Annotated in this window: 21 protein-coding genes; 13 read left to right on the plus strand and 8 right to left on the minus strand. The window is 64.4% G+C overall.

Going from position 1 to position 22,987, the window contains the following annotated elements; all coding sequences use genetic code 11:
- Positions 1-32 precede the first annotated feature (32 nt).
- The 5 genes from PVV74_RS18660 (at position 33) to PVV74_RS18680 (ending at position 6,915) form a co-directional block, all read left to right on the plus strand.
- Positions 33-2,555, plus strand: a complete 2,523-nt coding sequence (locus PVV74_RS18660; protein ID WP_103764202.1) for a penicillin-binding protein 1A — start codon at positions 33-35, stop codon at positions 2,553-2,555.
- Between the two features lie 98 nt (positions 2,556-2,653).
- Positions 2,654-3,784, plus strand: a complete 1,131-nt coding sequence (gene prfB / locus PVV74_RS18665; protein WP_103764203.1) for a peptide chain release factor 2 — start codon at positions 2,654-2,656, stop codon at positions 3,782-3,784.
- Positions 3,777-4,601 (plus strand): hypothetical protein, encoded by an 825-nt coding sequence (locus PVV74_RS18670; RefSeq protein ID WP_274594275.1) that lies wholly within the window; start codon positions 3,777-3,779, stop codon positions 4,599-4,601. Before prfB ends, PVV74_RS18670 begins: the two co-directional genes overlap by 8 nt.
- Positions 4,591-6,003: an amidase gene (locus PVV74_RS18675; RefSeq protein WP_274594276.1), complete on the plus strand. Its 1,413-nt coding sequence runs from the start codon at positions 4,591-4,593 to the stop codon at positions 6,001-6,003. Before PVV74_RS18670 ends, PVV74_RS18675 begins: the two co-directional genes overlap by 11 nt.
- A 72-nt stretch (positions 6,004-6,075) precedes the next feature.
- The gene (locus PVV74_RS18680; RefSeq protein ID WP_274594277.1) at positions 6,076-6,915 is read left to right on the plus strand and encodes a DUF2189 domain-containing protein; all 840 of its coding nucleotides are present in this window, start codon (positions 6,076-6,078) and stop codon (positions 6,913-6,915) included.
- A gap of 2 nt (positions 6,916-6,917) precedes the next feature.
- Here PVV74_RS18680 and mazG read toward each other — a convergent pair whose 3' ends face one another.
- Positions 6,918-7,730: a nucleoside triphosphate pyrophosphohydrolase gene (mazG, locus tag PVV74_RS18685; RefSeq protein ID WP_274594278.1), complete on the minus strand. Its 813-nt coding sequence runs from the start codon at positions 7,728-7,730 to the stop codon at positions 6,918-6,920.
- A gap of 64 nt (positions 7,731-7,794) precedes the next feature.
- Here mazG and PVV74_RS18690 point away from each other — a divergent pair, with 64 nt between their 5' ends.
- Genes PVV74_RS18690 through PVV74_RS18700 form a run of 3 tightly spaced genes read left to right on the plus strand, consistent with a single transcriptional unit; the run spans position 7,795 to position 10,362 of the window.
- Positions 7,795-8,964 (plus strand): M20 aminoacylase family protein, encoded by a 1,170-nt coding sequence (locus PVV74_RS18690; protein ID WP_274594279.1) that lies wholly within the window; start codon positions 7,795-7,797, stop codon positions 8,962-8,964.
- Positions 8,965-8,980: 16 nt separating this feature from the next.
- A complete protein-coding gene (gene speB, locus PVV74_RS18695) occupies positions 8,981-9,943 on the plus strand; it encodes an agmatinase (RefSeq protein ID WP_274594280.1) in 963 nt (320 codons plus the stop codon).
- Between the two features lie 11 nt (positions 9,944-9,954).
- The gene (locus PVV74_RS18700; RefSeq protein ID WP_274594281.1) at positions 9,955-10,362 is read left to right on the plus strand and encodes a DUF1499 domain-containing protein; all 408 of its coding nucleotides are present in this window, start codon (positions 9,955-9,957) and stop codon (positions 10,360-10,362) included.
- On the opposite strand, the gene PVV74_RS18705 is transcribed toward PVV74_RS18700, so the two are convergent.
- The gene (locus PVV74_RS18705) at positions 10,357-10,578 is read right to left on the minus strand and encodes a hypothetical protein (protein WP_103764210.1); all 222 of its coding nucleotides are present in this window, start codon (positions 10,576-10,578) and stop codon (positions 10,357-10,359) included. The genes PVV74_RS18700 and PVV74_RS18705 overlap by 6 nt on opposite strands.
- Before the next feature lie 62 nt (positions 10,579-10,640).
- Here PVV74_RS18705 and prfA point away from each other — a divergent pair, with 62 nt between their 5' ends.
- From prfA to PVV74_RS18720, 3 genes are all read left to right on the plus strand, one after another.
- A complete protein-coding gene (gene prfA, locus PVV74_RS18710) occupies positions 10,641-11,690 on the plus strand; it encodes a peptide chain release factor 1 (protein ID WP_274594282.1) in 1,050 nt (349 codons plus the stop codon).
- Positions 11,687-12,526 carry a peptide chain release factor N(5)-glutamine methyltransferase gene (gene prmC, locus PVV74_RS18715; protein ID WP_274594283.1) on the plus strand — a complete coding sequence of 280 codons (840 nt, stop codon included), beginning with the start codon at positions 11,687-11,689 and terminating at the stop codon, positions 12,524-12,526. The genes prfA and prmC overlap by 4 nt, the downstream gene beginning before the upstream one ends.
- A gap of 222 nt (positions 12,527-12,748) precedes the next feature.
- Positions 12,749-13,318, plus strand: coding sequence for a DUF4167 domain-containing protein (locus PVV74_RS18720; RefSeq protein ID WP_274594284.1), 570 nt, complete (start codon positions 12,749-12,751; stop codon positions 13,316-13,318).
- Positions 13,319-13,354: 36 nt separating this feature from the next.
- Here the strand turns inward: PVV74_RS18720 and rsmA are convergent, their stop codons facing one another.
- From rsmA to lptF, 6 genes are read right to left on the minus strand one after another with little or no spacing between them, the layout of a single operon-like run.
- Positions 13,355-14,191, minus strand: a complete 837-nt coding sequence (gene rsmA, locus PVV74_RS18725; RefSeq protein ID WP_274594285.1) for a 16S rRNA (adenine(1518)-N(6)/adenine(1519)-N(6))-dimethyltransferase RsmA — start codon at positions 14,189-14,191, stop codon at positions 13,355-13,357.
- Positions 14,188-15,168 (minus strand): 4-hydroxythreonine-4-phosphate dehydrogenase PdxA, encoded by a 981-nt coding sequence (gene pdxA, locus PVV74_RS18730; RefSeq protein WP_274594286.1) that lies wholly within the window; start codon positions 15,166-15,168, stop codon positions 14,188-14,190. Before pdxA ends, rsmA begins: the two co-directional genes overlap by 4 nt.
- Positions 15,165-16,412 carry a peptidylprolyl isomerase gene (locus PVV74_RS18735; protein WP_274594287.1) on the minus strand — a complete coding sequence of 416 codons (1,248 nt, stop codon included), beginning with the start codon at positions 16,410-16,412 and terminating at the stop codon, positions 15,165-15,167. The genes pdxA and PVV74_RS18735 overlap by 4 nt, the downstream gene beginning before the upstream one ends.
- Positions 16,409-18,634, minus strand: coding sequence for an LPS-assembly protein LptD (locus PVV74_RS18740; protein WP_274594288.1), 2,226 nt, complete (start codon positions 18,632-18,634; stop codon positions 16,409-16,411). The genes PVV74_RS18735 and PVV74_RS18740 overlap by 4 nt, the downstream gene beginning before the upstream one ends.
- Positions 18,631-19,722, minus strand: a complete 1,092-nt coding sequence (gene lptG, locus PVV74_RS18745; protein WP_103764217.1) for an LPS export ABC transporter permease LptG — start codon at positions 19,720-19,722, stop codon at positions 18,631-18,633. The genes PVV74_RS18740 and lptG overlap by 4 nt, the downstream gene beginning before the upstream one ends.
- Positions 19,719-20,858, minus strand: a complete 1,140-nt coding sequence (gene lptF / locus PVV74_RS18750; protein ID WP_274594330.1) for an LPS export ABC transporter permease LptF — start codon at positions 20,856-20,858, stop codon at positions 19,719-19,721. Before lptF ends, lptG begins: the two co-directional genes overlap by 4 nt.
- A gap of 192 nt (positions 20,859-21,050) precedes the next feature.
- Between lptF and PVV74_RS18755 the strand changes: the two genes are divergently transcribed.
- Both PVV74_RS18755 and PVV74_RS18760 read left to right on the plus strand, forming a co-directional pair.
- Positions 21,051-22,523, plus strand: coding sequence for a leucyl aminopeptidase (locus PVV74_RS18755; RefSeq protein WP_274594289.1), 1,473 nt, complete (start codon positions 21,051-21,053; stop codon positions 22,521-22,523).
- Positions 22,523-22,978: a DNA polymerase III subunit chi gene (locus PVV74_RS18760; protein ID WP_274594290.1), complete on the plus strand. Its 456-nt coding sequence runs from the start codon at positions 22,523-22,525 to the stop codon at positions 22,976-22,978. The genes PVV74_RS18755 and PVV74_RS18760 overlap by 1 nt, the downstream gene beginning before the upstream one ends.
- Positions 22,979-22,987: the final 9 nt, after the last annotated feature.

The raw sequence follows: 22,987 nt of genomic DNA on the forward strand, positions 1-22,987 counted from the left end.
TATATGAGGGCGACTTTGAAAGGACCTTTGTCTTGTTGAGACCCATCACCACTTTCCTTGGCACCATCTTCAGCCTCGTGACGCTTGTTGTCGTGGTGATCGCGCTGTCGATCGGCGCGGTGTTTCATATCTATGGCAAGGACCTTCCCAGCCACGAAAGCCTGGCCAATTACACCCCCCCGACGATCAGCCGGATCTATTCGGGCGAGGGGCGCATCATCGACGAGTTCAGCCGCGAGCGGCGGCTGTTCACCCCGGCGGAGGATATTCCCGACCTCGTGAAGCAGGCGTTCATCTCGGCCGAGGACAAGAATTTCTACAACCATGGTGGCTATGACGCGCGCGGGATCGCCGCGGCGGTGGTCGAGGCGGTGCGGTCGCGCGGGCAGAACGTACGCGGCGCGTCCACCATCACCCAGCAGGTGATGAAGAACTTCCTGTTGTCCGGCGACCGGCGCATCGAGCGCAAGATCAAGGAGATCATCCTGGCCACGCGGATCGAGGAGACGCTGAGCAAGGAAGACATCCTCGAGCTTTACATGAACGAGATCTTCCTCGGTCAGAATTCCTATGGCGTGACGGCGGCGGCGCAGACCTATTTCAACAAGCCCCTGCGGGAACTGGCCCCGCACGAGGCGGCGTTCCTGGCGTCGATGCCAAAGGCGCCGTCGGATTATCATCCGGTGCGCGAAGCAGAGCGGCTGATGTCGCGGCGCAACTTCGTTCTGAAGGAGATGTACGAGAACGGGTACATCGACGAGGCGAGTTACGAGACCGAGGTGGCGATGCCGCTCAAGTCGGTTCAGAACGGCGATTTCGAACCGTTTTCCGCCCAGCTGCCGCCGCGCGATTATTTCACCGACGAGATCCGCCGCCAACTGAGCCAGGATTTCGGCGAAGGCGAGTTCTTTTCCGGCGGGCTGGCCGTGCGGGCCACGATCGACCGCGAATTGCAGAACATCGCGGCGGAGGCCCTGCGCGAACAGCTGGAAACCTATGACCGCGGCACGGGCCGGTGGCGCGGGACGGGCAAGACCCTGCCCGCCGAGGCGCTGGAAAGCGAAGAGGCATGGCGCGCGGCGCTGGCCGACACGCGGGTCGCGCGCGACATCGAACTTGACGGGACATGGTACCCCGCCGTGATCCTGGAGATCGGGGACCAGCAGATGCGTCTGGGCATCGAAGGGGTCGAGGAGACCGAGGCCGAGCCCCACGTGGTTCCGCGCGACGATATCGCCTGGTTGCCCGGCAACTTCCAGCAAACCTTCGAGCGGGGCGAGATCGTCCATGTGCGGCGCATGACAGCCGACAGCGATGGCAGCTTTATACGCTGGACGCTGCGGCAGGTGCCGCAGGTGCAAGGCGGGTTCGTTGCGATGGACGTCAACACCGGCCGCGTGCTGGCGATGCAGGGCGGGTTTTCCTATCAGCACTCGGTCTTCAACCGCGCCACGCAGGCCAAGCGCCAGCCCGGATCGAGCTTCAAGCCCTTCGTCTACGCCTCCGCGCTGGATAGCGGCTATACGCCCGCGACGATCGTCGTGGACGCCCCGATCGAGATCAACACGCCGCAGGGTCTGTGGCGGCCCAAAAACTCGTCGAACAAGTTCTACGGACCGACACCGCTGAGGACGGGGATCGAGCAGTCGCGGAACCTGATGACGGTCCGCCTGGCCGAAGAGGTCGGCATGGAGACGGTGGCGCGCTATGCCGAGAAATTCGGTGTCTATGACAACATGAAACCGTTCCTGGCAAACGCGTTGGGGTCGGAGGAGACCACGCTGTATAAAATGGTGGCGGCCTATTCGATGTTCGCCAATGGCGGTGAGCGGGTCCAGCCGACGCTGGTGGACCGGGTGCAGGACCGCTATGGCCGCACTGTTTACCGTCACGACACGCGCGATTGCACCGATTGCAACGATCCGGGTATCCCGCGGTCGCGCGGCCCGCGGATCGTGTCCGATCGTGAACGCGTGATGGATCCGGTGACGGCCTATCAGCTGACCTCGATGATGAAGGGTGTGGTTGACCGGGGCACGGCCCGCGGTGCGATCAACCTGCCTGTGCCGATCGCCGGCAAGACTGGCACCACCAACGATGCGCGCGATGTGTGGTTCGTGGGCTTTTCATCCACCATCGCGGCGGGCTGTTACATCGGTTATGACCAGCCGCGCGGCATGGGGCGGGGCGCTTACGGGTCGTCGATGTGCGGCCCGGTCTTCCAGGCGTTCATGGAGAAGGCGATCGAGAAATACGGCGGCTCCAACTTCAAGGTGCCCGAGGGCTGTGACTTTATCAACATCGACCGGTATTCCGGCTCGCGTCTGCCCGAGGGCGCATCCGGCGCCAACGTGGTGTCAGAATGTTTCCGCGAGGGCGAAGACCCGCTTTTCGGGATCACCTTCGATGGCGGTTACGCGATGGGCGGCGATTTCGACCTGTTCCAGGCGGGAGAGACCGAGCAGGTGCGCGAGGTTACCACGTCGACCGGCGACAAGGCGCAGGTCGGGCAGAAATCCAGCTTTGGCAACATGAGCTCGGGCGGCCTGTACTGACGGGCCGGCCGGCTGCTTCGCACAGGTGCGCGTGATCTTGTCCGCGGCGAAGGGCCTTGATATCACCAAGCCCTGAGCAGACCAAGGACACCGCCCAAATGCGCGCCGAGATACAGACACTTGTTTCCGAGATCGAAACTTCGCTGGAGCTGTTGCGTCAGCGGATGGCGTGGGAGACCGCGCAGCACCGGCTGGAAGAGTTCAACGCCCGCGTCGAGGACCCCAACCTGTGGGACGACCCGACAAAGGCGCAGGCGTTGATGCGTGAGCGGCAGGCGCTGGTCGATGCCATCGAAACGCATGATTCCATCAAGGCGGAGCTGGAAGACCAGACCGGCCTGATCGAGCTGGGCGAGATGGAAGAGGACGACGAGGTCGTGTCCGAGGCCGAGGAGGCGCTGCGGCGTCTGGCCAAGAGGGCGGCGGCGAAGGAGCTGGAGGCGCTGCTGAACGGCGAGGCCGACAGCAACGACACCTTCCTGGAAATCAACGCGGGCGCGGGCGGCACGGAAAGCTGCGACTGGGCCAACATGCTGGCGCGGATGTATGTCCGCTGGGCCGAGCAGCATGGCTACAGCGTTGAGCTGCAGTCCGAGACACCGGGCGACGAGGCGGGGATCAAATCGGCGGCCTACAAGATCAGCGGGCACAACGCTTATGGCTGGCTGAAATCCGAATCGGGCGTGCACCGGTTGGTGCGCATTTCGCCTTACGATTCGGCAGCCAAGCGGCACACGTCGTTCAGCTCTGTCTGGGTTTACCCGGTGGTCGACGACAATATCGAGATCGAGGTCAATCCCAGCGATATCCGCATCGACACCTATCGCAGTTCCGGCGCGGGCGGTCAGCACGTGAACAAGACCGACTCGGCGGTGCGGATCACGCACCATCCCACGGGGATTGTCGTGACCAGTTCGGAAAAATCGCAGCACCAGAACCGCGATATCGCCATGAAGGCGCTGAAATCGCGGCTGTACCAGCTGGAGCTGGACAAGCGGAATGCCGATATCAACGCCGCGCACGAGGCCAAGGGCGATGCCGGCTGGGGCAACCAGATCCGGTCTTACGTGCTGCAACCCTACCAGATGGTGAAGGACCTGCGCACCGGGCACGAGACCAGCGACACCAAGGGCGTGCTGGACGGGGACCTGGACCCATTCATGGCCGCCACGCTGGCGCTGGACGTGTCGGGCAAGTCCCGCGCCGAGGCGCAGGGCGAGGATGTCTAGCGCTCTGGCCGCAGCGAGCGTCGTACTGACGCTGGCCGCGGGCGGCTTGCGCGCGCAGGAAGACACTCTGGGTGAGGTATTGGCAGACCATGGCTGCGTGGTTGGACCGTCGGAAGTCATGGCCGATGACGGTTTACCACGGGAATTGCGCGACGAATTGATGGCCTATGCCGAAACGGCATTGGACACCGGACAGGCGAAGCAGCAGGGCGAGTGGATCGTGCTGGGACCGGAGCTGTGCACCATCCGTCCGCCGGAAATCGACAGCGCTTACGACATCACCGCGCCCGTCGTTGCGCGGAGTATCAGCGCCGTCGATGCCTATGCGGAGTTCGAGGAATACGGCTGTTTTGTCGCGAGCGAGGAGATGCAGCAGGATCTCATGGAGCAGGACGGCTTGACCCGCGACGCGGCGGCGGTCGTGTATCTCGAGGTTCTTGCCGAGGGCGTCCGCTCGGGCCAGGTCAGCTTTTTCTCCGACGATCCGCTGCGCACGCCGATGGGGTTTCAAGTTCTGACGGGCGAGTGTGCGGATGTGCCAAGGATCGACGACATCCGGCGCAGCCAGGCGCTGATGCTGGAGCATTTCGACACGCTGGTGCGCGATAATGCGAGCCGCGTGACCTGCGAGGCGAACGGCGCGCCGGTCACCGTCGAGGTGGGGCAGACGCTGACGGATCTCACGAACGGTGAGGTCGTCAACGCTTGGACGATGATGGACATGCTGATGCTGGCGATCGACGCAGGCTGGGTCGAGGGGATCAGCGCCACCGAGCGCGGCACCCCGCGTCCGCCGATCTGTTCCTATGACGAGTGATCCGCTGACATTGAGCGCGGCGGATCAGGTGGATGCGATCCGCGCGGGACGGTTGCGCGCGACCGACCTGATGGCGGCGACACTGGACCGGATCGATGCCGTAAATGGCCCGCTCAATGCCATCGTGTCGATGCGCGACCGAGAGACGCTGTTGAACGAGGCGCGGGCTGCGGACAAGGCCGAGGCCAAAGGCCCGCTGCACGGTTTGCCGCTCGCGGTAAAGGATCTGGCCGACGCGGCAGGCTTGCCGACCAGCCATGGCTCGCCCGCCTTTGCCGGGCAGATCGCCACCGGGGACAGCCCGCATATCGCACTGCTGAGGGCGGCGGGCGCGATCGTGATCGGCAAGACCAACACGCCGGAATTCGGGTTGGGCAGCCACACGTACAACCCCGTTCACGGGGTCACCGCGAACCCCTATGATCTTTCGCGCAGTTGTGGCGGTTCGTCGGGCGGCGCGGCGGTGGCGCTGGCGGCGGGGATGCTGTCGGTTGCGGATGGCTCTGACATGATGGGCAGCCTGCGCAACCCGGCGGGGTGGAACAACGTCTACGGGATGCGCCCCAGTTGGGGCCGGGTGCCGGGCGGGGCGGATGGTGATCTCTTCCTGCATCGGCTATCGACCAACGGGCCGATGGCCCGCTGCCCCGGCGACCTTGCGTTATTGCTGGACGTGATGTCGGTGCCGCAGGCGGGCGTCGTGCCCGGGCCGGAGTTTGCGCCGGTAGGCGCGCTGCGTGGCGAAGCGGCAGGCTTGCGCGTGGCGTGGCTGGCGGATTGGAACGGCGCATTGCCGTTCGAAGGCGGTATCCTGTCCCTGTGCGAGGCGGCGCTGGATGTGCTGGGGCGGGTGGGCTGCACCGTGGACAGCCCCGCCGCGCCGTTTTCCCGCGAGGCGCTGTGGCAGTCCTGGACCACGTTGCGCAGCTGGGCCATCGCGTCGGACAAGTCGCCAATGTACGAAGACGACACGCTGCGCGGGCATCTCAAGCCCGAGGCGATCTGGGAGATCGAGCAGGGCCGCGCGCTGTCGGCGCTGGACGTGCACGCGGCGAGTGTGCTGCGGTCCGACTGGCTGCGCGCCGCCGACGCTTTTTTCGAGCGGTTCGATGTGATCGCGCTGCCGACAGCACAGGTCTGGCCATTCGACAAGACGCTGGACTGGCCGAAGACGGTCGCGGGGCAGGGGATGGACACCTATCATCGCTGGATGGAGGTGGTTGTGCCGGCGAGCCTGCTGGGTCTGCCAGCGGTCGCAGTGCCAGCCGGGTTCGGGCCGCAGGGCCTGCCGATGGGGCTGCAACTGATCGGGCGGCACGGCGACGATGCGCGCCTGCTGGAGCTGGCCGAGGCCTACCATCGGGAAACGCTCTGGCCGCAGACGTGCCCTCCGGCGCTTTGATCGTCGGAAGGTCAAATTGAGCTTTGTCAGGATCGGTGGTGGCGGTAAGCTTTCGGTCCAAGGGAGGATGACATGGCAAAGAGGGAGAAGCCCGAACAACCCTTGGGCGTTCCGCAGATGGGAGCCGTCACCTGGGACATGCTGAGCCGCGCCCTTGCCCGAAGCTGGCAGGACATGCGACGCGCGCCGGGCTACGCGGTGCTTTTCGCGGGTGTCTACGTGGCCATTGGCTGGTTCATGATCTGGGTCACGTTGGCGACGGGACACACGTACTGGCTGGTTTTCGCGGCTGTGGGCTTTCCGCTCGTGGGGCCGTTCGCCGCAGTCGGGTTTTACGAGGTCAGTCACCGGTTGGAGCGGGGTGAACCGCTGGTCGCGTCCGATATCCTGGGCGTCATCTTTGACCAGCGACATCGGCAATTGCCTTCGATCTGCGCCGTGGTGATCGTGGTGTTCCTGTTCTGGTTCTTCCTGGCGCACATGATCTTCGCGTTGTTCCTGGGCTTTTCGACCATGACCAACGTGTCCTCGACCTACGATATCTACCTGACGCGCGAAGGCCTGACTATGCTGGCCGTCGGGGGCGCCGTGGGCGCGGCCTTCGCGATGCTGCTCTATTCGATGACGGTTATCGCGTTACCGCTTTTACTGGACCGAGAGGTTGATTTCGTGACGGCGATGATCACCAGCATACAGACCGTGGCCGGCAACCCCGGCCCGATGCTGGGCTGGGCCGTGATCGTGGCCGTTTTGACGTTTGTCGCTCTTTTGCCGGCGTTCCTGGGGCTTTTCGTGGTTCTGCCGCTTCTGGGGCATGGAACCTGGCACCTTTATCGCCAAATCGTCGCCGCTGGAACGCGGGAGGAAAACGCCGGCTTTGACCGGCAACAGGATGGTGCCACGGCAACCTGATCTCAGGCTTTCTCCTCGCGCTTGGCCTGGTCCCAGAGCGTGTCCATCTCGGCCAGATCGGATTCTTGCGGCGTTTTGCCCTGTTCGGACAGCAACGCCTCGATCCGTTCGAACCGGCGGGTGAACTTGGCGTTGGCGCGGCGCAGGGCCTGTTCGGGGTCGACCTTCATGTGCCGCGCGAGGTTGGCCATGACGAAGAGAAGATCGCCGAATTCCTCCTCGACCTCGTCCGGGCCGAGCGTGTCGGCGGCCTCTTGCAACTCGTGCGCTTCCTCGGTGATCTTGTCGAGCACGTGCGAGGCGTCGGGCCAGTCGAAGCCCACCCGCGCCGCGCGTTTCTGCAACTTCACCGCGCGCAGAAGGGCCGGCAGGCCGACCGCGACGCCATCCAGAACACCGGTCTGGGCCTTGGCCGCCCGCTCGGCCGCCTTGACGGTTTCCCAGTCGCGGGTCTGCTGTTCGGCGGACTTGTCGCGGCTTTCATCGCCAAAGACATGCGGGTGGCGGGCCACCATCTTGTCGGCGATGCCGTTGGCCACGTCATCGAAATCGAACAATCCCTTGTCGTCGGCGATCTGGGCGTGGAACACGGCCTGCAACAGCAGGTCGCCAAGCTCGTCGCGCAGCTCGTTCCACTGGCCGCGCTCGATGGCGTCGGCGACCTCGTAAGCTTCCTCGATGGTGTAGGGGGCGATGGTGCCGAAATCCTGTTCGATGTCCCACGGGCAGCCGGTGTCGGGATCGCGCAGCGACCGCATGATCGCGCGCAGCCGGGGCATCCCGCCCTTGGGATCATGGATCAGGTCATCGGGCATTGCACCCTCCTTGGTTCTGGCGTTGAGTGGACCCTGACCGCAGAGCAAAGAGGAGTCCAGACGCTTGGCCATCATCAACCGGATTGCGGGGTTCGCAGACGACATGACGGCATGGCGCAGGCATCTGCACCAGCGGCCCGAACTTGGGTTTGACTGCTTCGAGACCGCGGCCTTCGTGGTGGAGCGGTTGCGGGAGTTCGGGGTCAGCGAGATCGAGACCGGGGTTGCCCGGACCGGCGTGGTGGCGGTGATCGAGGGGCAGGGGGCGGGGCCGACCATCGGGCTGCGCGCCGACATGGACGCGCTGCCAATAGAGGAAACGACCGGCGTGCCCCATGCCTCGCAGACGCCAGGCGCGATGCATGCATGCGGGCATGACGGGCACACCGCGATGCTGTTGGGCGCGGCGCGGTACCTGGCCGAGACGCGCAATTTCAAAGGTCGCGTTGCGCTGATCTTTCAGCCCAGCGAGGAGGCGGGGCCGGGCGGTGGGCGGATCATGGTCGAGGAAGGCATCATGGAGCGATTCGGGATCGAACAGGTCTACGCGCTGCACACCATGCCGGAGGATGCCGAAGGGCGGTTCAGCACCACGCCGGGGCCGATCATGGCGGCGGTGGACACGTTCCACATCGATATCACCGGGCAGGGCGGGCACGGCGCCTTTCCGCATCACACACGCGACCCGGTCGTGGCGGCGGCGGGGATGGTGCAGGCGATCCAGACCATCGTCAGCCGTAACCACCACGCGTTGCAGGACCTGGTCGTGTCGGTGACCCAGATCCACACCGGCAGCGCCGAGAATATCGTGCCCGAAACGGCCTATGTGAACGGCACGATCCGCACCTTTGCGCCGGAGGTGCAACAGATGGTGCACACGCGGCTGGAAGAGATCATCGCGGGGCAGGCGGCCTCTTACGGGGTCGAGGCGGCCTTGCGGATCGAGACAGGCTATCCGGCGACGGTGAACCATGTTGACCAGACGGCCTTTGCCGCCGAAGTCGCGGGCGAGGTGTCGGGCGCGGGCATGGTGAAGACCGACCGCCAGCGCGAGATGGGGGCAGAGGATTTCGCCTTCATGCTAAACGCGCGGCCCGGCGCCTACCTGTTCCTGGGGCAGGGCGAGGGGCCGGCGCTGCATCATCCCGGCTTTGATTTCAACGACAGAGTGGCGCCTGTTGGCGCGTCGTTCTTTGCCCGGCTGGTGGAGCGGGCGCAGCCGCTGAACGGATAATAAGGAGGCAACGAAGATGGCGCTTGAGGATGCGAAGAAACAGGTGGACCAGGCGTTCACGCGGGACGACCTGCGCGGCCTTTCGTTCGAGAACGCCTTTGGCGGCGCGCCGTCCTTTCTGCGGCGGAAATACAGCAAGGACCTGGAGGGCGTGGACGTGGCCATCACCGGCATCCCGTTCGACCAGGCCGTGACCAATCGCACCGGCACGCGGCTGGGGCCACGGGCGGTGCGTGAGGCGTCGAGCCTGCAGCCCTACGATCCGCCCATCTACTGGGACGGCTACAGCCCGCTGGAGGCGCTGGCGATCGTGGATTACGGCGATATGGCGTTCGATTATGCCAAGGTGTCGGAGTTTCCCGCCGCCCTGACCGCGCATATCCGTGGCATCCTGAAAGGCGGCGCGGCCAGCATCGCGATCGGCGGCGATCATTATATCTCGTTCCCGATCCTTCGCGCCTATGCCGAGAAATACGGGGCCCTGTCCCTGCTGCATTTCGATGCGCATTCCGACACCTGGGCGGATGACGACATGGAGCGGATCGACCACGGCACCATGTTCTACAAGGCGGTGAAGGAAGGGCTGGTGGACCCTGCACGTTCTATCCAGGTGGGGATCCGCACGGTGAACGAGGATAACCTGGGCGTGCCGACCCTGACGGCGCGGGAGGTGCACGAGATGGGGCCCGCCGCCGTGGCCGCGCGGATCAAGGATGTGCTGGGCGACGCGCCGACCTACATGACCTTCGATATCGACTGTCTCGACCCGGCGTTTGCGCCGGGGACGGGCACGCCGGTCTGGGGCGGGCTGGCCAGCTGGCAGGCCGCCGCGATCCTGCGCGATATCGCGGGGATCAACCTTGTGGGCGGGGACATGGTCGAGGTCTCGCCGCCGTTCGACACGACCGGGGCCACGGCCATCGCCGGCGCGCATGTGGTGATGGAGATGCTGTGCCTCTGGGGCTGGACGCGGCAATAGAGGGGGCAGACATGTATATCGTCACGCGGATCATTGTCGTTCTGGTGCTGGCGCTGTTCGCGCTTGGGGTCTACGTGCGGCTTGCGCCGTCTCATCCAGAGGACTGGCACGATCTGCCAAGTGGTCTGGAGCCTGGCGACGGTGAAGGCCGGGCGGTGCGCGTGGTGCCGGACGAGGGCGACACGCTCGGTCGGCTCGATGCGATCATTCGCGACACGCCGCGGACGCGCGTTCTGGCAGGGGCGGTCGAAGAGGGTATGATCACCTACATCACCCGTTCGGCCCTGTGGGGGTTTCCGGACTACACGACGATTGCGCGGCAGGGCGACCAGATCGTGCTTTTCGGGCGGTTGCGGTTCGGCAAGTCGGATATGGGCGTCAACGCCAAGCGGCTGGACAAGTGGCTGGCGCAGTTATGAGCTGAGGCAGCCGTCGGATACCTTGCGCCACATCGGCACGTTCAACGACATCTGGCATTGCGCCATGAAGCTGCGGCCGTCGACCTGCATGCAGATCGTCTCGCCCATCTCGACCCGGGCGCCGGACTTGTCGGTGCAGTAGCACTCGACGGTTTTTCCCTGTGCCGAGGCCAGCACGGGGGCGAGGGCAAAGAGAAGGATGAAAATCCGTTTCATGAGATTATGCTAGCACGGCTTGGCGACTTGACCAAGCGCGAGGAATAGGCAACACCGCGCGGATGGTGCCTTTGGACAAACTTCGCGAGATCACGCAGCGGTTCGAGTATATCGAGGCGCAGATGTCGGCCGGGACGGGCGATATCGCGCAGCTGGGCCGGGAATACGCCGAACTGCGCCCGGTGGTCGAAGAAATCCGCGCCTATAACGAGGTGTTGGACGGGATCGGGAATGCCCGCGCGATGCTGGACGACCCCGAGATGAAGGATCTGGCCGCCGAGGAACTGGACGCGCTGGAAGAGCAACGCCCGGCGCTTGAGGAGCGGCTGCAACTGGCGCTGCTACCGCGCGACAAGGCCGATGCGCGGCCTGCCATCATCGAGATCCGGCCCGGTACGGGCGGCGAGGAGGCGGCGCTCTTCGCGGGCGATCTGCTGCGCATGTACCAACGCTATGCCGAGGCGCGGGGCTGGAATCTTGAGATCATCGAGTTCAGCGAGACCGAGCTGGGCGGGGTGAAGGAGGTCGTGGCCAACATCAAGGGCGAGGGCGTCTTTGCCCGGCTGAAGTTCGAATCCGGCGTGCACCGGGTGCAGCGCGTGCCGGAAACGGAATCGGGCGGGCGGATCCATACCTCTGCCGCGACGGTGGCCGTGCTGCCCGAGGCCGAGGACGTGGATATCCAGATCGACCCGAACGACCTGCGGATCGACACGATGCGCAGTTCCGGCGCGGGCGGTCAGCACGTGAACACCACAGACTCCGCCGTGCGAATCACGCATATCCCCACAGGCATCGTCGTCACCAGTTCCGAGAAGTCGCAGCACCGCAACCGCGAGATCGCGATGCAGGTGCTGAAAACGCGCCTGTTCGACATGGAGCGCCAGAAGATGCATGACGAACGCTCGGCCAGCCGCGCCGCACAGGTGGGGTCGGGCGACAGGTCGGAGCGCATCCGGACCTACAATTTCCCGCAGGGGCGCATGACCGATCACCGGATCAACTTGACGCTCTACAAGCTGGACCAGGTGATGCAGGGCGACCTGGACGAGGTGATCGACGCGCTGATCACCGATGCGCAGGCCGCGCTCCTGGCGGAGATGGAAGGGTGAGCCAGACGGTTGCCGACCTCGTGCGCCACGCCGGGGTCGTTCTGACGGCCGCGGGCATCGAGGACGCGCCGCGCGAGGCGCGCAGCCTTGTGGCTCTGGCGTTGGAGACCCGTGCCGACCGGATCACGCTGATCGCCCGCGACCCCGCGCCGGCCGCAGCCGCGCAACGGCTGGAACGCTTGCTGGAGCGTCGCACGGTCGCGCGCGTTCCGCTGTCGCACCTGACGGGCTGGCGCGACTTCTATCATCACCGGTTCGAGGTCAGCGCAGCGGTTCTGGACCCGCGGTCGGATACCGAGACGCTTGTCGAGACAGTTCTGGAGCAAACGTTCGGCCACGTGCTGGATCTGGGGACCGGATCGGGGTGTATCCTGTTGTCACTGCTGGCGGCACGTGACGGAGCCGCGGGTGTGGGTACGGATATTTCGCCCGAGGCGCTGGCCGTGGCCGACCGCAACGCCCGCCGGCTGGAGGTGGCGGAGCGTTGCATGTTGCTGCGCTCGGATTGGTACGAGGCGGTCGAGGGCCGGTTCGATCTGATCGTGTCGAACCCGCCCTATATCGCGACGACCGAGATGGACGGCCTGTCGCCCGAACTGTCGCACGAGCCGCGCGTCGCGCTGACCGACGAGGCAGACGGGCTGTCGGCCTATCGTGTCATCGTCCCCGGAGCGCCCGCGCACCTGCGCCCCGGGGGACGGCTTCTGGTGGAAATCGGCTGGACACAGGCCGCCGAGGTGACGCGCCTTTTCGAACAGGTCGGGTTCCGCGAGACCTTCGTCAGGCAGGATATCGAGGGGCGCGACCGAGTAGTCGGGGGCGTTTGGCCCGGCTGAAATATGCTAAAACTGGGTGTTTCAGCGCGTTTTTTGGCAAAAAATCGCGCCAAGCCCTTGTTAAAACCGCTTGGGCATGTTTACTGGTGACCATCACGGCGTAGAGGGTCCTCGAGACACCCGTACGTGAATTCAAGCCAGCACATTGATCCGGTCATCATGGACGCGAGGGGCGTCACCCGGAACAAACAGCGCTTCAAGCAATAGGGCTGACAACCACTCATGAGATCATCGAAGTCACGTTCGCGGAACAAGTCCAACCGCAACCGCTCGCCTCAGGGCAATGTCGTGAACCGGGTTTTCGACAGTTCCGGTCCCGAGGGCAAGGTGCGCGGCACGCCGCAGCAAATCATTGACAAGTACAACCAGCTTGCCCGCGACGCTCAATTGTCCGGCGACCGGGTACTGACCGAGAATTACCAGCAATTCGCCGAGCATTACCTGCGCCTGCTGGGGTCTGCCCAGAAGGAACAGGACCAGCGCCGCGAGGAGCAGGAACGCCAGAACCGCGAGCGCCAGGCCGAGCGTGACCGTGAGCGCGCACAGCGCCAGGAGCGCGACTCCAATGGTGGCGGCGACCAGGGTGACAACTCCGGGTCCGGTTCTGATTTGGCACAAAACGACAATGGCGGCGACAGCGGCCTCGTGGAAACGCCCGAAGATCAATCCAGCGAGAAGCCGCAGAAGCCCAAGCGCAGCCGCAAGCCGCGCAAGAAGGCCGACGATGGCAACAATGATGGCGGCGATCAGGGCGATGGCGGAAACTCGGACGCTTCGACGGCTGCGGAGTAACCGGCGCCCTTCGTTGGCGGAGGGCATCTTCCAGGATTAACCGAGGTTGCGGGCGAGGGCGCAGAACTGCTCAAGCCCGACGGTTTCAGCGCGATCCGTGGGCTTGATTCCCGATGCGATCAACCTGTCCTCGATATCCGGAGCAAGCCCCTTCAATGCCGCGCGCATCATCTTGCGTCTCTGGTTGAAGGCGCGGGCAACAACCCGTTCCAACGCCTTCGGTTCTGCCGCAAAGCGCGGCGCGTCCAGCGACTTGAGATGCACCACCGCGCTCGAGACCTTCGGGGGCGGCGTGAACGCACCTGGCGGCAAGTTCAGAACGATCTGCGCCGAACTGCGCCATTGGGCCAGCACCGCCAGCCTGCCATAGGCCTTGGAGCCGGGCCGCGCCACGATCCGTTCGGCCACCTCGCGTTGGAACATCAGGGTAAGACTGTCCCAGAACGGCGGCCAGTCGTCGGGCGTAAGCCACCGCACCAAAAGTTCGGTGCCGACGTTGTAGGGCAAGTTCGCGGCGATCTTGATCGGCGGTGACAAACGCGCGGCCGGATCGATGTCCAACGCGTCGCCGTGGATGATCTCCAGCCGCCCGGGATACACGGCGGCGATCTCTTCCAGCGCGGGCAGGCAGCGCGCATCTTTCTCCACGGCCAGAACGCGTCGGGCGCCCTCGGCCAGCAGACCGCGCGTCAGCCCGCCGGGGCCGGGGCCGATCTCGAGCACATCGGAATTGCCGATGTCGCCGGCCATGCGGGCGATCTTGGCCGTCAGGTTCAGGTCCAGCAGGAAATTCTGCCCCAGGGACTTTCGGGCGCTCAGCCCATGCGACGCGATGACCTCGCGCAGGGGGGGCAGAGCGTCGATGCCGCTCATCCGCGCGCCCGACCAAGGATTGCGGCAAGGCGCACGGCCTCGATCATGGACGAGGCATTGGCAATCCCCTGGCCCGCGATGTCCAGCGCGGTGCCATGATCCGGCGAGGTGCGCACGAAAGGCAGACCCAGGGTCACGTTCACACCTCGGTCGAAATCCAGTGTCTTGATTGGGATAAGCGCCTGGTCGTGATACATGCAGATGGCGGCGTCATACGTGGCACGGGCCGCGGCATGAAACATCGTGTCGGCGCTGAGCGGGCCGCGCAGGTCCATACCTTCGCCGCGCAACTTTTCGAGCACCGGACCGAGGAGTTCGATCTCCTCCCGGCCCATCTTGCCGCCTTCGCCCGCGTGCGGGTTCAACCCGGCCACGGCAAGGCGCGGGACAGCAATTCCGAAGTCGCGGATAAGGCCGGCATGGGTGATGCGGGTTGTCTGTTCCAAAACATCAGCGGTCAGGGCGGAGGGCACCTGTGACAAAGGCATATGGATGGTGGCCGGCACGACGCGCAAATTCTCCGAGGCGAGCATCATGACGACGCGCTCTTTACCGGCAAGATCGGCGAGGAATTCGGTGTGTCCGGGAAAGGAGAAACCCGCCCCGTCCTGCAAGGCCTTCTTGTGAATGGGCGCGGTGCATAGCGCGCCCACGGCGCCGTCGTTCAGGAGCATGACAGCCGTGGTGACCATGTCGATCACCGATTGGGCGTGGTCGGGGTTGGGCTTGCCGTGCGTCAACGGCCCTTTGAAACGATGCGCCAATACGGGCAGGGCGCTCTCAGCGGCCTCGGCCACGTCACGGATATCTTCGATACAGGCCACCGGCACGTCGCCGGGCAAGTGGTCGGGGTCGCCCAGGTACAGTATCGGGACCTCGTCCTTCAGCGCAGCCCACGCGCGGGCCGCAATTTCCGGCCCGATCCCCGCGGGTTCGCCGCAGCTAATGGCGACGGGCAACGCAGAAGGTGAGGTCATTCCAGCTCGACGATCCGCGCCGCTGCCCGCAGCTCCTCGAGATAGGCATTGGCGTAGCTGTCCAGGCGACGGCTCTGGATGAAATTCGTGATCTGTTCGGCGGTCGGCGCCTCGCCCTCGGTCTTGGGGGTTCTGCTGCACAGCATCAGAACAACCAGCGTCTGACCACCGGCGCGGGTGACACCTGTGGAAATTTCGCCGGGATCGAGTTTCGCCAACTCGAACCGGATGTCGTCAGGGATCTCGGCGGGAGGCTTGCTGCCGCGCTCCAGCACGCGCTCCGGCTGGCCTTGGGCGATGCCGTAAAGATCGTTGCATGTATCGGTATCGGCGTCGATCTGCGCGGCGCGGGCCAGCGTCTGCTCGGTGCGCCCGCCTTCGATGTAATAGGCGGCGTACTCGATCTCTTCGTATTCCCGCTCGGGCTGCTCGATCTCTTCGATGTCACGCAACTGGAACAGGGCGATGGCGCCTTGCAGCGGCAACGGGTCGCTGACTTCCCCGGGGCCAAGCCCCAGCACCACCGGGCGCAGGCCTTCGGGAAGGTCGTTTACGGCGACCCATTCCATCCGTCCTCCGCGGGCGGCGCTCTCGGTGGCCGAGTAACGCCGCGCGGCGGCGGCAAATTCCGCCTCGGACGTATACTGGCTTATGCGGTTCGCGCGTTCCTGTATGGTCTGCGGATCGCCGCTCGCCAGTGGCATGATGATCTCTGACAGAAGCACGCGCACGCTGGTTTCGTTACCGACCGAAAGGCGGGCGCGGTTGATGTCGTCCTCGTCGATGTTGATCTGCGGGCCGAAGCGACCACGAGAATATTCACGCCAGGTCATACCGGCCCGGACAAACTCGCGAAAGGTCGACGGGTCGACACCGGCCTGCTGCAATGAGCCGAGCATCTGCTCTGCATCCATGTTGGCCCGTCCAGCGAATTCTTCCATCCCGGCCATGAGTTGTTCGTCGTCCAGTGCGAAGCCCACCGCATTGGCGGCGTCGAGCTTCAGTCGATCCTCGATCAGCTGCTCACGGGCCAGTTTCTCGGGATCGCCCGGCGCGCGGAACAATTGAAGCATCCTGGCACGTTGAGAGATCTCGTAGCGCGTAATGGCCTGATCGTTGACCTTTATGACGGCGTCGAACGGGCTTTGCTGCGCCTGTGCCGGGACCGTACCGGTCACGGAGGTGGTCGTGAATATGGAAAGCGCCAGAAGCGCGGAAGATAGAAAGGTAAGTCTTGGCATCATTGCTCGCATGTCCGGACGTAGCTTTTGTCGCGTGTCTTTGTGGTGAAACCGCGCAGGCCCACCGTGAAACTGATATCGGTCGATGGCTCGAGGATAGTGGAAGAGGTGAACCGACGCGAGGCCGAAAGCGAAACGTCCACGCACTCGTTGGTGTACGTGACCCCGATGCCAGCGCGAACTGATTGGTCGCTGGCCACATCGTAGCGCCAGTCGGCACTGCCGGTCCAGTGGCGCGACAGCCGATAGGAGGCGTCGAACGCCCATTCGGAGATGTTGCTGGGCCGGGCCTCGGCCACGTCGTTTCGCAGCCAGATATAGGTGCCGCCCACGGCGGCACGGTCGTTGCGCCAGCTGGCACGGGCCTCGGCCTTGGTGGTGACGAAATCGTCGTCGAAAAGTCCCCGCGCGGTAATCGCGAGCCCGTCATCGGTCTTGAACTGTCCGGCGACCAGCAGGTCCGAATAGCGATCCTGCAGGCCCGAGGAATTGGTGAAGGCAAAGCCGCCCGCCGGGTCGATCTGGGTTTCTTCACGCACGACCTGTCCCAAGGCGAAAGAGCTTTGCCAGCCCTTGTTGCCATAGCGCGTCCAGCTCAGGCCGTAGGCCGAGTTGAAGCCGCGTTCCCGCCTGTCCGGTGCGGTAAAGCGGGAGGTGGCGAAAAGATTGCCCTCGTCGAACTCGATCCGGGTGCTTTCGTCGTTGGGTACCAGTGGATTGCTGCCTCCGACCCATGACAGCTGCATGACCGGTTCGACCACGTGGGTGGCCCCCGACGTCGTCGTTTTGACAAGCGGCCATCGCAGTTCGACCGAGGCTGATGGCGTCACCTCGACCGCGTCGGACCGGCTTGTGACGCCGGCTTGCCTGATGTGGAAGCTGTCGACCGCCAGTCCAAGCTGCGCTTTGGTCAGCACGCCCGGGCCCAACGTCCACGACCGGTGCCAGTCTGCGCTGAGAGTGAAGCGGGCAACGTCGCGGCCATCGGCGAAAGGATCGAAATCCGGCCCGTCAACGGCAAGGCCGGAGGTTCGGTAATGCGCGTGGCTGAGGACCCCGAGACGAAGTTCTCCGCCCGGCGCATAGGCAAGCTGGATACGTTTTTCGTATTCGCCATTCGAGACCAACGTGGGCAGCGTCGTGTTGCTTTCGCCCGCCCGCAGCGAGTGAAAATGGGTGAATGCCACCCGGACATATTCATCCCGCCGGGCACGTTCGACCGAAATCTCGCTGTCAAGACGGTCCTTGTCGGAGTAGCCGTAATCCAGCAAGTAGGTGTCGTCGTTCACCGCCTCTATATCAAAGCGCAGAGTGAAATCCCGGGGAAGGGCAAAGGTGCCCCTTGCAAAGACATAGGATTTGAAATTGCGTCCGCCGATATCGTCGTCGCTCAAAGCCCCGGTGACCTCGATCTCGCCTGTGCGGAAGGCCTGCCTGTAGCGAAGTTCCAGCGTCCGGCTTTCGGTCGACAGGTACGGTGTGACGGTCAGATCCTTGTGATCGCCGATACGGATGAAATACGGCACACGGGCGCCAAATCCGAGGAGCGAGGAATTGTGCAGCGAAGGCACGAGAAAGCCTGTGGCCCTCTCTAGCGTGGGATCGGGCAAGCGCAGGCGGGGCAGGTAGAAAACCGGCGTGTCCAGAATGCGGAATTGCGCCCCGTCGAAATAGAGCTGCCTTTCCTTCTGGTCGTGAACGACCCGGCGCGCGCGCAGTTGCCAGAGCGGCGGATTCTTCGAGTTGCACACCCGGCAGGAGGTGACGGCGGCCTTGTACAGCTGATTGTAGCGTCCGTTCACCCGGGCCAGTTCGTTTGCCGCCAGTTGAACCTGATCGTCCATCACGATCCGCGCGCCTCGGAGCAGCCCGTTACGCATCTCGCGGTCCAGCTCGGCACTGTCGGCCAGCACCAGCATCGTGCCATCGGCCTCTTCCAGCGAAATCGGCCCCATCACCCGAAGGGTTTCGGTGGTCCGGTCGTAGACGATCTGCGAGGCCTTGAGCCTGCGCCCGTCGTAAAGCGCCTCGACATTCCCGCTTGCGACCAGTTGTTCGTTCCCGGACAGGAAAACGTCATCTGCCACAAGGACAGCTGGCATCGTGGCGCCTGTTGCAGGTGCCGGGGACGGATCGACGCCGCCCTGTGCAACGGCGTCCCCCGCCCAGATGATCCAGGTCGCAAGCCCCGCGAGCAAGGCGCATATGCACGCCCACGGCCTCATCCGTCCTCCATGTGCAGCAGGATGCCTACCGCCAGCATGAAAGACGCAACCGGCGGCGCCCACGCCGCCAGGTAAACCGGGATCTGCCCGTTTTCCCCAAGGATCTGCGCGAAATTGCGGATGTAGTGCAGCGTGAAGCCCAGCATCACGGCGATCAGCACCGAAATGCCGGTATTGCTCAACCGCGCGTGCCGCATGGTGAACGCCGCCGCGACCATGACCAGTGCCACCAGGAAAAGCGGGCGCGACAACTCCATCTGGAACCACACCGCGTAACGGCGTGCGGAAAATCCGGCCTCCTCAAGCTGGTTGATGAACCCCGGCAGATCCCACAGCGAGATATATTCGGGCTTGCCGAAGCTGTCGATGATGCGGTCCTGCGTCAGGGCGGAAGGCAGTTCCAGCTGCGCCACTTCCCGTGCCGTCGCTTCGGGGTTCTGACCCAGCGTCAGCTCCCATATCTTGGCGTTTTTCAGCTCCCACTGACCGGCGGCAAGACTGGCGGTTTCAGCCACGATCCGGCGTTCCGGCTGTCCCTCGGGTGAAAACTTGATGAAGGTCGCTTCGTAAAGAGTGGTTACATCCGAACTCGCCCTTGCGGCGTGAATTACCGTCTGGCCCTCGGCACTGCCCTGGCGCAGCCACAGGCCCTCGGAGGCAATGGCCAGCACGCTGGTGCCACCGCCCATATAGGTGTTGACCACGTTGTTGTAGCGTTTCGAGGCGGCCGCCACGAGCGGGTTCAACATGGTGATCGAAATGATTCCGATCAGCGCGGCAACGGTCAGCGGCGCCGCCAGGCTGCGCAGGGCCGACCGCCCGGCGGCACGCACGACCACCAGTTCAGAGGACCGCGCAAGCCGCAGGAACAACGCCACGGCGGACAGGATCACGACCAGTGGCAGGATCTCGTAATTCGCGTGCGGGACATTCAGCAGGACCACGCCAAGCACGTCCATGAACGGCAGGTTCGGAAAATCCTGCAACTCGTCGACAAGGTCGATAAGCGCCAGAAGGATCACGAAGACCGAGGCGATTGCGACAAAGGTCCAAAGGAACTTGCGGGCAAAGTAGTAGTGAAGGATCACGCCGCACCCTCCGCCGGGCCGGAGGAATCGCCGCGAGCGCCGAACGGCCACAAACGGCGCCAAATGCCGGGATAAGCCGCAATGTACAGCAGGATAATAGTGACCAGCGCTCCCACGCCGGTCGGCACGTACATCAGTGGCCAGGCGCTGGCGCTGGCCAGAACGGCGCCCGACACACCACCTTCGACCATCTTGATAAGCACCAAAAGGGTAAAGGCGCCGATGATCTGCCACCAGACACCGAAGCGGCTGTAGGTGCCGACCAGGAGTGTTGCAAACCCGATCAATGCGGCGACGATACACATCAGCGCCTGCGCGAACCTGCCATGCGCCTCGTAGAGCACTTCGGGCACCGTGCTGCCGGTGGAATCGGCCATCTCAACGGGACGGAACAGAAGATCGCCCGTCAGGGCGAAATCGACCCGGTTCAGGTTGGTCGGATCGCGGGAAATCAGACTGCTGATATCATACGAAAAATCGTCGAAATGCGTCGTGAAGAGGCGGTTTCCCTCGGCCCGCAGGTTCTGCGCCAGCCCCTCCACCATCACCAGCTTGGTGCCTCCGCCCTCTTGCACCAGGTAGGCCTGGGTCGAGGTGTAGGTCACCGGAATCTCGGAATTGCGCCTGTCCGACAGGAAGACATCGCGCAGCTCGCCCTCTGGCGTGATGTCGCGGATGTAGAAGGTGATGCCGGGGGCAGGGTGCAGGAACTCTCCCTCCGTCAACAGCTTGGCCGTGATGTTCTGGCTGACCTCGGCCTGGCGCAGGCGCAGCTGGCTGAGGCTCTTGGGGATCAGGTAGTGGCTCAGCACCGACATCATCAAGGCAATTATGATGCCGAAGATCAGAACCGGCCGGATCAGACGCCAGGGCGAGTAGCCGGTCGCCTGCATGACCGTCAGTTCGGATTCCGTAGTCATCCGGTTGGTCACGTAGACCGCGCCCGCAAAGGTCGCGATAGGAAGCACGACGCCGATCACGCCGGGCAGGGTGAGGGCGGTGAACTCAAGGAATATCCAGGCAGGCTGGCCATCGCCGATCAACCGGTCGAACATCCGCACCGCCTTGTTGATCCAGAAGATCGACACCAGCACGAGTGCGAAGAACCCGAACAGCACCATGAATTGCGACAGCATGTACCTGTCGAATCTGGTCACGCATCCCCCCGGAATTTAGCAGCATTTCACGGCAAGTTATGCGATTTGACTGCGGGGGAAAACCGTTAAAGCGACGCGGACCGGCGGTTTGCAGCCGGCACTGGCCTTCCCGCCCGCAAGACGCTACGTCTGGGGACGACAGACAGAAAATTTGCGCGCAAGGAGCATCATATGAGCACCCCCGTTTCCGTCACCTTCACCGAGCTGGACCTTGACGCCATTGCCGAAGCAGAAGGCCGCGTGGCGGTGGTGGTCACCCCGAACGGCAAGATGGGCCCCGGTGCGCGGCGCGTGAACCGGCTCACCAAGGGCGCGGTCAAGCGCCTGTTGGAAAGCGAGGCCTGGGAAAAGACCAAACCCGGGCAGGTCGTCACGATGGCGTGGCCCACGGGCCTTGCCGCCAAGGCGCTGGACGTGCTGTGCCTGGAACGCGGGGCCGACCCGGTCGAGACGCGCAAGGCCGGTGCCGCCCTGGGCAAGCTGAAAGGCGAGGCGCCGCTTCTGGTGCTGGCAGGCACTGCGCGGCGGCTGGGCGAACTGGCGCAGGGTATCGTGCTGCGGGCCTATTCGTTCGACGCACGCAAGTCCAAGCAGCCCGAGGAGCAGGGTCCGGTTTCGATCATGGTCGGCAAGCCGGACGAGGCGACCGAGACGGCGAAATCAGCGCTTGCCGTTGCCGAGGGCGTGCTTATGACCCGCGACCTGGTGTCTGAACCGGCCAACCACCTGACCACGACGGAATTCGCCAAGCGGATCAAGGAGATGGAGAGCCTCGGCCTCAAGATCACCATCCTTGAGGAAAAGGACCTTGAAAAACATGGCATGGGGCTTTTGCTCGCCGTGGGGCAGGGCTCGGCGTCACCCACGAAGGTCGCGGTCATGGAATGGTCCGGCGGGCGAGATGGCGATGCGCCATTGGCGCTTGTTGGCAAGGGCGTGGTCTTTGACACCGGGGGGATCTCGCTGAAGGTGCCCACGGGCATGGAAGACATGACCATGGACATGGGCGGCGCAGGCGTTGTGACGGGCACGATGCGCGCCCTCGCGCTGCGGCAGGCCAAGGCCAATGTCGTGGGCCTTGTCGGGCTGGTCGAGAACATGCCGTCGGGCGAGGCCTATCGTCCCGGTGACGTGTTCACCTCGATGAAGGGCGACACGGTCGAGATCATCAACACCGACGCCGAGGGCCGTTTGTTATTGGCCGATGTGCTGTGGTACGCGCAGCAGACCTACAAGCCCGCGGCGATCATCGACCTTGCGACGCTGACGGGGGCAATGATCATCGCGCTTGGGCATGAAAACGCGGGCGTGTTTTCCAACGACGACAATTTCGCGGACAAGTTCCTGCGCGCGGCCAAGAACGAGGGCGAGGGCGCATGGCGTTTGCCGCTGAGCGAGGCCTATGACAAGCAGCTCAAGTCCGACATCGCCGACATGAAGAACGTGGGCGGACGCCCCGCGGGGTCGATCACCGCGGCGCAATTCCTGCAACGCTTCGTCGAGGAGGGCACGCCGTGGATTCACCTTGATATCGCGGGCGTGGCGCGGGTGACCAAGGACACCGATTTCGCCCCCAAGGGCTCGACCGGCTGGGGCGTGATGACCCTCGACCGGCTGGTGGCCGATCAATACGAAGGGGAGTGATGGGCGCGGTCTTTTTCTACCACCTGACCCGCCGCCCCTTGGAGGCGACGCTGCCGATGTTGCTGGACAAGGCCCGCGGCGCGGGCTGGCGCGTGCTGGTGCGCGGCACGCAGGAGGCGCGGCTGGACTGGCTGGACGAGAAACTGTGGCTGGGACCCGAGGAGGCGTTTCTGGCGCATGGCCGCTCGGGCGGGCCGCATGACGCCCGCCAGCCGATCCTGCTGGGCACGGGGGAGGCCACCAACGGGGCCTCCTGCATCATGAGCGTAGACGGCGCCGAGGTCTCACCCGACGAAGTGCAGGCGCTTGAACGGGCCTGTATCCTTTTTGACGGCAACGACGATCACGCCCTGAACCATGCGCGTGGCCAGTGGAAGGCGCTGACCGGCGCGGGCTGTTCGGCGCAATACTGGTCCGAGGACTCCGGCCGCTGGGAGAAAAAGGCCGAGGCGTAGGGGCGGCGC

This window comes from Roseovarius sp. SK2 (assembly GCF_028807495.1).
Classification (GTDB): Bacteria; Pseudomonadota; Alphaproteobacteria; order Rhodobacterales; family Rhodobacteraceae; genus Roseovarius; species Roseovarius confluentis.